Annotated in this window: 7 protein-coding genes; 4 read left to right on the forward strand and 3 right to left on the reverse strand. The window is 70.2% G+C overall.

The window, feature by feature from the left end:
• Nucleotides 1-95 precede the first annotated feature (95 nt).
• The 3 genes from AB0M73_RS49375 to AB0M73_RS49385 all read right to left on the reverse strand — a co-directional run bounded on the left by AB0M73_RS49375 (nt 96) and on the right by AB0M73_RS49385 (nt 2,334).
• A complete protein-coding gene (locus tag AB0M73_RS49375; protein WP_363907110.1) occupies nt 96-1,082 on the reverse strand; it encodes an undecaprenyl-diphosphate phosphatase in 987 nt (328 codons plus the stop codon).
• Nucleotides 1,083-1,195: 113 nt separating this feature from the next.
• Nucleotides 1,196-2,008: an SAM-dependent methyltransferase gene (locus AB0M73_RS49380; protein WP_043723209.1), complete on the reverse strand. Its 813-nt coding sequence runs from the start codon at nt 2,006-2,008 to the stop codon at nt 1,196-1,198.
• Between the two features lie 17 nt (nt 2,009-2,025).
• Complete coding sequence (locus tag AB0M73_RS49385) at nt 2,026-2,334, reverse strand: DUF2218 domain-containing protein (RefSeq protein ID WP_363907112.1); 309 nt, start codon at nt 2,332-2,334, stop codon at nt 2,026-2,028.
• Nucleotides 2,335-2,381: 47 nt separating this feature from the next.
• Here AB0M73_RS49385 and AB0M73_RS49390 point away from each other — a divergent pair, with 47 nt between their 5' ends.
• The 4 genes from AB0M73_RS49390 (at nt 2,382) to AB0M73_RS49405 (ending at nt 7,028) form a co-directional block, all read left to right on the forward strand.
• The gene (locus tag AB0M73_RS49390; RefSeq protein WP_043723213.1) at nt 2,382-2,825 is read left to right on the forward strand and encodes a MarR family transcriptional regulator; all 444 of its coding nucleotides are present in this window, start codon (nt 2,382-2,384) and stop codon (nt 2,823-2,825) included.
• Nucleotides 2,826-2,870: 45 nt separating this feature from the next.
• Nucleotides 2,871-4,316: an NADP-dependent phosphogluconate dehydrogenase gene (gene gndA, locus AB0M73_RS49395; protein ID WP_363907115.1), complete on the forward strand. Its 1,446-nt coding sequence runs from the start codon at nt 2,871-2,873 to the stop codon at nt 4,314-4,316.
• Nucleotides 4,317-4,537: 221 nt separating this feature from the next.
• Nucleotides 4,538-6,106, forward strand: coding sequence for a D-alanyl-D-alanine carboxypeptidase/D-alanyl-D-alanine-endopeptidase (gene dacB, locus AB0M73_RS49400; RefSeq protein ID WP_363907117.1), 1,569 nt, complete (start codon nt 4,538-4,540; stop codon nt 6,104-6,106).
• Nucleotides 6,107-6,401: 295 nt separating this feature from the next.
• Nucleotides 6,402-7,028, forward strand: a complete 627-nt coding sequence (locus AB0M73_RS49405; RefSeq protein ID WP_363907119.1) for a response regulator transcription factor — start codon at nt 6,402-6,404, stop codon at nt 7,026-7,028.
• Nucleotides 7,029-7,139 lie beyond the last annotated feature (111 nt).

Genomic DNA, 7,139 nt, shown 5'->3' on the forward strand with positions numbered 1-7,139 from the left:
CTCGAGGCATCACAGTCACGTCGGCGTCCCGGACGGACGCCGGCCTATTTTCCCGCATCAACAGCGGCCGTCACAGGCCCCCGTTACTCGCGGGGTCAGGGGGTGCCGGCGATGAGGAAGTAGGCGAGGGAGCCGAGGCCGGCGATGAGGCAGTACAGGGCGAAGGGCTTGAGGGTCTTGGTCTCGAAGTAGGAGGCCAGGAAGCGGGCCGCGACGTACGCCGCGATGCCGGCCACGACGCTGCCGACCAGGGCCGGGCCCAGGGAGCCGGCCACGGCGGGCTTGAACAGCTCGGGCATCTTGAGCACGCCGGCGCCGAGGATGACCGGGGTGGCCAGCAGGAAGGCGAAGCGGGCGGCGTCGTCGTGCCGCAGGCCGCGGGTCAGGCCGGCGACGATGGTGATGCCGGAGCGGCTGATGCCGGGCAGCAGGGCCAGCGCCTGGGCGCCGCCGATCAGCACCGCTTCCTTCCAGGTGAGCTTGGACAGCCGCCGCTCGGACGCCTCGTCGGCGGTCAGCGGCTCGGCGGTGATGGCGTGCAGCGGCGCGGTGTCGCCGGGGTTGAAGGCCGAGGCGGGGATGACCATCGTCTGGTCGGGCGACATCTCCTCGATGGCGTCGCGACGCCGGTGCTGGAGGCGTTCCACGGCGAACAGCACCAAGCCGTTGAGCGCCAGGAAAATGGCCGTCGGCACCGGTTTGCCGAGAAAGTTGCGGATCACGCTTTCCAGCGCGATGCCGGCGATGCCGACCGGGATGGTGCCGATCACGAGCAGCCACCCCAGCCGCTGCTCGGCGTTCTCGATCTTCCGCGTGACGATGGACGTCCAGAGGCCGCGGATGATGCGCACCCAGTCCCGCCAGTAAAAGACCACCAGCGCCAGCGCGGTCGCCACGTGCATGGCCACCAGCACGGCCAGATACGGCGTCTCCTTGCCGCTCAGGCTGAGGTCCTTGGCCCACTGGCCGCCGGCCAGCGCCGGTAGCAGCACGCTGTGGCCCAGGCTGGAGACGGGGAACAGCTCGCTCACCCCCTGGAGCAGCCCGACGGCGATGGCCTCGACGTAGCTCAGGTCCGACATCAATCGCCTTCCGAGGGTGACTGCGGGGGTCCTGCGGCACGGTAGGGGGTGCCGTGCCGAGTTCGGTGAACCCTAGATGAACAAAAGGTGTTTCGGACCTACCGGGTTGCTCATTACGCCTTCACGCCGACGCCGCCGTAACCGGGCGGCAGCTTGGCCGGCAGCTCCTGATCGGCGTCGGGCCGCCACTGGTGCACCAGCGTGACGCCGGGTTCCAGCAGGTCGAAGCCGTGGAAAAGGGCCTCGATCTGCGGCCGGGTCCGCAGCACGACGGGATTGGTCGTGTTCTGGTACACGGCTTTGAAGTCGGCCAGCATGCCGGTTCGGTTGTCCGGCTCCTCTTTCGCGCCGATATGGGACAGCACGAGATGGCTGCCCTCCGGCACGGCGTCGCGATAGCCGGCCACGATCTCGGCGGGACGGGAGGAGTCCGGCACGAAATGCAGCACGGAGGCCATGATCAGGCCGACCGGCTCGGAGAAGTCGATCAGGTCTCGCACTCGCGGATCGGACAGCACCGCGTCCACGTCCCGCATGTCGGCCTGCAACACGGTGGCGAGGCGGTTGGGCCGCAGGATCGCCGTGCTGTGCGCGACCGCGACCGGGTCGATGTCCACGTAGACGACGCGCGTGGTCGGGTCCCGGCGCTGCGCGACCTCGTGCACGTTGCCCACGGTGGGGATGCCGGAGCCGAGGTCGAGCAGCTGCCGGATGCCGGAGTCGACGAGCAGCCGCACCGCGCGCCGCAGGAAGTCGCGGTTCCCCCTCGCCCCCTGGATCGTGTACGGCATGGCGGCGATGGCCCGTTCGGCGGCGTCGCGGTCGACCTCGAAGTTGTGGGTGCCACCGAGGTAGTAGTCGTACATGCGGGCGGGACTCGGCTTGGTGACGTCCATGGTCGCCGGCACCCAGTCAGGCAGCTCCATGCCGGCGAACCCTAATGTCAGGCGGCCTGGCCCGTCGAGGTCCAGGCCACCACGAGCTCGTCCTTGGCGCCGAAGCGCACCAGATGACGCTCGACGACGTCGGCCAGCCGGTCCAACGCCTCGGCGTCGCTCGTGGTGCACGTGATGTGCAGGCCCTCGGGGCGGGTGCGCAGCAGCGCGGTGCCGAAGTCGAAGTACAGCTCGCCCTCGTGCTCGGTCCACACGGTCTGGATCTTGTGGCCGAAGTGCTTGCAGAGCTGCACCAGATAGCGTGACGGCCGGTCGGTCGCGACCAGCGCCTGCGTCGTGAATGATGAGCCTGTCATATAATGAGGCTAGGTCAGTATTAAGCGGCCGGCAACGGGAGGTTCACGTGACCGACGCCACCACAGCACGGCTGGCGGACGTGTTCATGCACGTGGCCAAACGCCTGCGCGGCCGGTGGATGCACCAGCTGGCCCCGCTCGGCCTCACCCCCGGCCAGGGGCGCGCGCTGGCCGTGATCGCCCGCGGCGGCGACGGGATCCGGATGGCCGACCTGGCGGCCAAGCTCGACATCGTGCCCCGCTCGGCCACCTCCGTGGTGGACGGGCTGGAGGAGCAGGGCCTCGTGCTGCGCCGCCCCGATCCGGGCGACCGGCGGTCCATGCTCGTCACGTTCACCGAGGCCGGCCGCCTGTTGGTCAGCCGCATCGAGGACGCCAAGCGCGGCGCCGCCGAGGAGATGTTCGGCACGCTGCCGGCGGCCGAACGCGATCAGCTGCTGGCAGTGCTGCTGCGCCTGGACGCGTGCGGGAAGCACCCCGGATCGATTTAGCCATGTCGGCTGGAGATTGAGCGCCGAGCCAGGCAGGCTGGGTGTATGGCAACTGAACAGAAGGCTCGTATCGGCGTCACGGGCCTGGCCGTGATGGGGAGCAACCTGGCTCGCAACCTGGCTCGTCACGGTTTCCGGGTCGCCGTGCACAACAGGTCCGCCGCGCGCACCAAGGCCCTGGTCGACCAGTACGGCTCCGAGGGCGACTTCGTGGCGGCGGAGACGACCGCCGATTTCGTGCAGTCGCTGCAGAAGCCCCGCCAGGTGATCATCATGGTCAAGGCGGGCGGTCCCACCGACGCCGTGATCGACGAGCTGGCCGAGCTCATGGAGCCCGGCGACATGATCGTCGACGGCGGCAACGCGCACTTCGCCGACACGCGGCGGCGGGAGAAGGCGCTCAAGGAGCGCGGCCTGCACTTCGTCGGCACCGGCATCTCCGGCGGCGAGGAGGGCGCGCTCAACGGCCCCAGCATCATGCCCGGCGGCTCGGCCGAGTCCTACCAGCACCTCGGCCCCGTGCTTGAGGCCATCGCCGCGCAGGTCGACGGCGTGCCGTGCTGCACGCACGTCGGCGAGGACGGCGCGGGCCACTTCGTCAAGATGGTGCACAACGGCATCGAGTACGCCGACATGCAGCTCATCGCCGAGGCGTTCGACCTGCTCAGCAATGTCGCCGGCCTGACGCCGGCCGAGATCGCCGAGGTCTTCCGCGGCTGGAACACCGGCGACCTCGAGTCGTACCTGGTGGAGATCACCGCCGAGGTGCTCGGCCACGTCGACGCGGCCACCGGCAAGCCGTTCGTGGAGATCATCGCCGACCAGGCCGAGCAGAAGGGCACCGGTCGCTGGACCGTGCAGGAGGCCCTGGAGCTGGGCGTGCCGGTCACCGGCATCGCCGAGGCCGTGTTCGCCCGGTCCCTGTCCGGCCACGTCGGCCAGCGCGCGGCCGCCCAGAAGGTGCTGCCCGGCCCGACCTCGAAGCCGGCCATCGCCGACCGCGATGCCTTCGTCGAGGACGTCCGGCAGGCGCTGTACGCCTCCAAGGTCGTCGCCTACGCCCAGGGCTTCGACGAGATCCGCACCGCCGCCGACACCTACGGCTGGCAGATCGACCTCGGCTCGATGGCCACCATCTGGCGGGGCGGCTGCATCATCCGGGCCCGCTTCCTCAACCGGATCAAGGACGCGTACGACAAGGACGCGAACCTGCCGTCGCTGCTGGTCGACGAGTACTTCGCCGACGCCGTGATCAAGGCGCAGGAGGCGTGGCGGCGGGTCGTCGTCGCGGCCACCGGCGCCGGCGTGCCCGCGCCGGGCTTCTCCTCGGCGCTGTCGTACTACGACGCGCTGCGGGCCGAGCGCCTGCCGGCCGCGCTGATCCAGGGCCTGCGCGACTTCTTCGGCGCGCACACCTACCGTCGTGTCGACCGTGGCGACACCAGCTTCCACACCGCGTGGAGCGCCGACCGCACCGAGCACGAGGCCTGATCTGGTGACGTGAAGGGACCTTTGCTCCACTCCGAGTGGAGGAAAGGTCCCTTCCGAACCGGGCTTGGCTGTCTGGAAGGCGGCATTCCTGACGTTGAACGTCCGGGATGCCGCCTTCCGGACGGGGGAGCGCGGAAGGTGGGGGCGGCTGTTCGGACGTAAAACCGGACAATTGGCTCCGGGTTGGCAACTTTGGGCGGCGGCCGCCCGTCCTGTGCTCCGTGAGAATCTCTTCGCGAACTATCGCGATCGGCTGCGTCGCGGCCGCCCTGCTCGCGCTGCCGGCGGCGGCCAGCGCGGGCTCGGCCAACGCCACAGCCCTCGGCCACGACCTCGACTCCCTGCTGGCCGGCCCCGAGCTGACCGGGGCCACGGCCGGGCTCGTCGTCCGCAACGCCGACACCGGCGAGACCCTGTACTCCCACCTCGGCGACAGCCTGCTGGCGCCGGCCTCCAACGAGAAGCTGGTGACCTCGGCGGCGGCGCTGGACCTGCTGGGCGCCGACTACTCGTTCGACACGTATGTCCGCCGCAACGGCACGGTCTCTGGCGGCACGCTCACCGGCGACCTGTACCTGAAGGGTTTCGGCGACCCCAGCACCACGCTCGCCGACTACCAGGCGATGGCCAACCAGGTGAAGCAGGCCGGCATCACCAACGTCACCGGCCACCTCGTCGCCGACGACACCTACTTCGACGGCACGCGGCTGGGCCCCGGCTGGAACTGGGACGACGAGCCGTACTTCTACTCGGCCCAGATCTCCGCGCTGACCGTCTCCCCGGACGGCAACGCCACCTCGGGTTCGGTGAACGTGACGGTCGCGCCCGGCGCGCAGGGCCAGCCGGCCATCGTCACCATGACGCCGCCGAACACGTACATGACGGTCAACAACACCGCGACGACCGGCGCCGGCGGGGGCCTGTCGGTCAACCGCGTGCACGGCACGAACACGATCACCGTCAGCGGCGTCATCGCGGCCGGCGCGGCGGCGGTGGTCAACCAGATGTCGGTGGACAACCCGACCGCGTTCGCGGCGTCGGTCTTCCGCAAGGCGCTGAACGACGCGGGCGTCTCGGTCACCGGCACCACCACGTTCCAGACGATGCCGACGGGCCTCGCCACGGTGGCCAGCCACACCTCGGCCACCGTCGGCCAGCTGATGTCGCCGCTGCTCAAGCAGAGCAACAACATGCTGGCCGAGACCCTGGTCAAGGCGGCGGGTGTGGAGCGGCTGGGCTCCGGCAGCTTCGGGGCCGGCGTCAACGCGCTCACCACCAAGCTGGGCGCGCTGGGCATCGATCCCAACAAGTACAACCAGTTCGACGGCTCCGGTCTGTCCCGGTTGGACATCGTCAGCCCGGCCGAGATCGCCCAGCTGCTGATCAACGCCAGGTCCCGGCCGTGGTTCCAGACCTGGTACGACGCGCTTCCGGTGGCCGGCAACAGCAATCCGGCGGTCGGCGGCACGCTGGCCGGCCGCATGGGCGGCACGCCCGCCGCCAACAACGTGCACGCCAAGACCGGCTCGATGACCGGTGTCAGCGCCCTGTCCGGCTACGTCACCGCCGCCGACGGTGAGAAGCTGGTGTTCTCCTTGGTGTCCAACAACTTCCTGCCGGCCACGGTGAAGGACGTCGAGGACGCCGTCGCGGTCCGGCTGGCCGGGTACAACGGGGCCAACGACACCACGCACGCTCCGCGACTGGCCCCGCACGCCAAGACCGGTCCCGCGGCCAAGGCGACCAACCCTCGCGACAGCCTGGAGTGCTCCTTCACCCACACCTGCTGACGATCGCGCGCACGAGCCCGGCCGTGCGCTCGGCGTGACGCCGCATCCGCTCCCCGGCGGCCGCGGCGTCACGCCGGCTCGATCCGGCCAGCTCGATCCGGCCCAGCGCGATGGGTCGGCGGATCGCGCTGGGCCCCGAAGGGCCCGGTGGTGGGCCGAATTTGGGTGCAACCTCCCGGCTTGTCGGGAGCGTGCACCCATGCGCCCGGGAAGCCCCAAAGGGCATCGTTGACCCACGGCGTGCCGCACCTGGGCGTGCCTGATGGGGAGGCAGGGGAATCTCGTGCTCAACACCATGACTCGCACCGCCGTATTCGTATGCGCGACCGACCCGATCCTGCGTGGCGGCATCGTGATGACGCTGCGCGGGCGTCCGGAGCTCCAGCTCGTCGACGACGCGCAGGCCGACCCGGCCCGCACCGTCGTGCTCGCGGTGGGGGACCGCTTCGACGAACGGGTCACCACGCTGCTGCGCCGGATGCGTGGCCGCGGCTACCGGCGCATCGTGCTGGTGGCCGGCGACATCGACGACAACGAGGTGCTGGCGGCCGTGCAGTCGGGGGTCTGCGCGGTGGCCCGGCGCGGCGAGATCGACGCCGACACGCTGGTCCGGCTGGTCAACGCGGCCAAGGCCGGCGAGGGCTCGATGCCGCCGGACCTGCTCGGCCGGCTGCTGGACCGGGTGGGACGGCTGCAGAGCAAGGTGCTGGAGCCGCGGGGGCTGCGGCTGTCCGGCATCTCGGCCCGGGAGACGGACGTGCTCCGGCTCATCGCGCAGGGCCTGAGCACCCGGGAGATCGCCAAGAAGCTGTGCTACTCCGAGCGTACGGTCAAGAGCCTGCTGCACGACGTGACGGTGCGCTTCGAGCTGCGCAACCGCTCGCACGCGGTGGCGTTCGCCGTCCGTGAAGGGCTGATCTGACAAGGGAAACAGGGTGGCGCAGCAGAGGGGACCGCGCCACCTTCGGGGCTTCGCCCTGATGCAGGGAAGGACGCCTTACCCTCGTTCAACGAGGGTAAGGCGTCCTTCCCT

It is taken from the genome of Kutzneria sp. NPDC051319, assembly GCF_040682195.1.
Taxonomy (GTDB): domain Bacteria; phylum Actinomycetota; class Actinomycetes; order Mycobacteriales; family Pseudonocardiaceae; genus Kutzneria.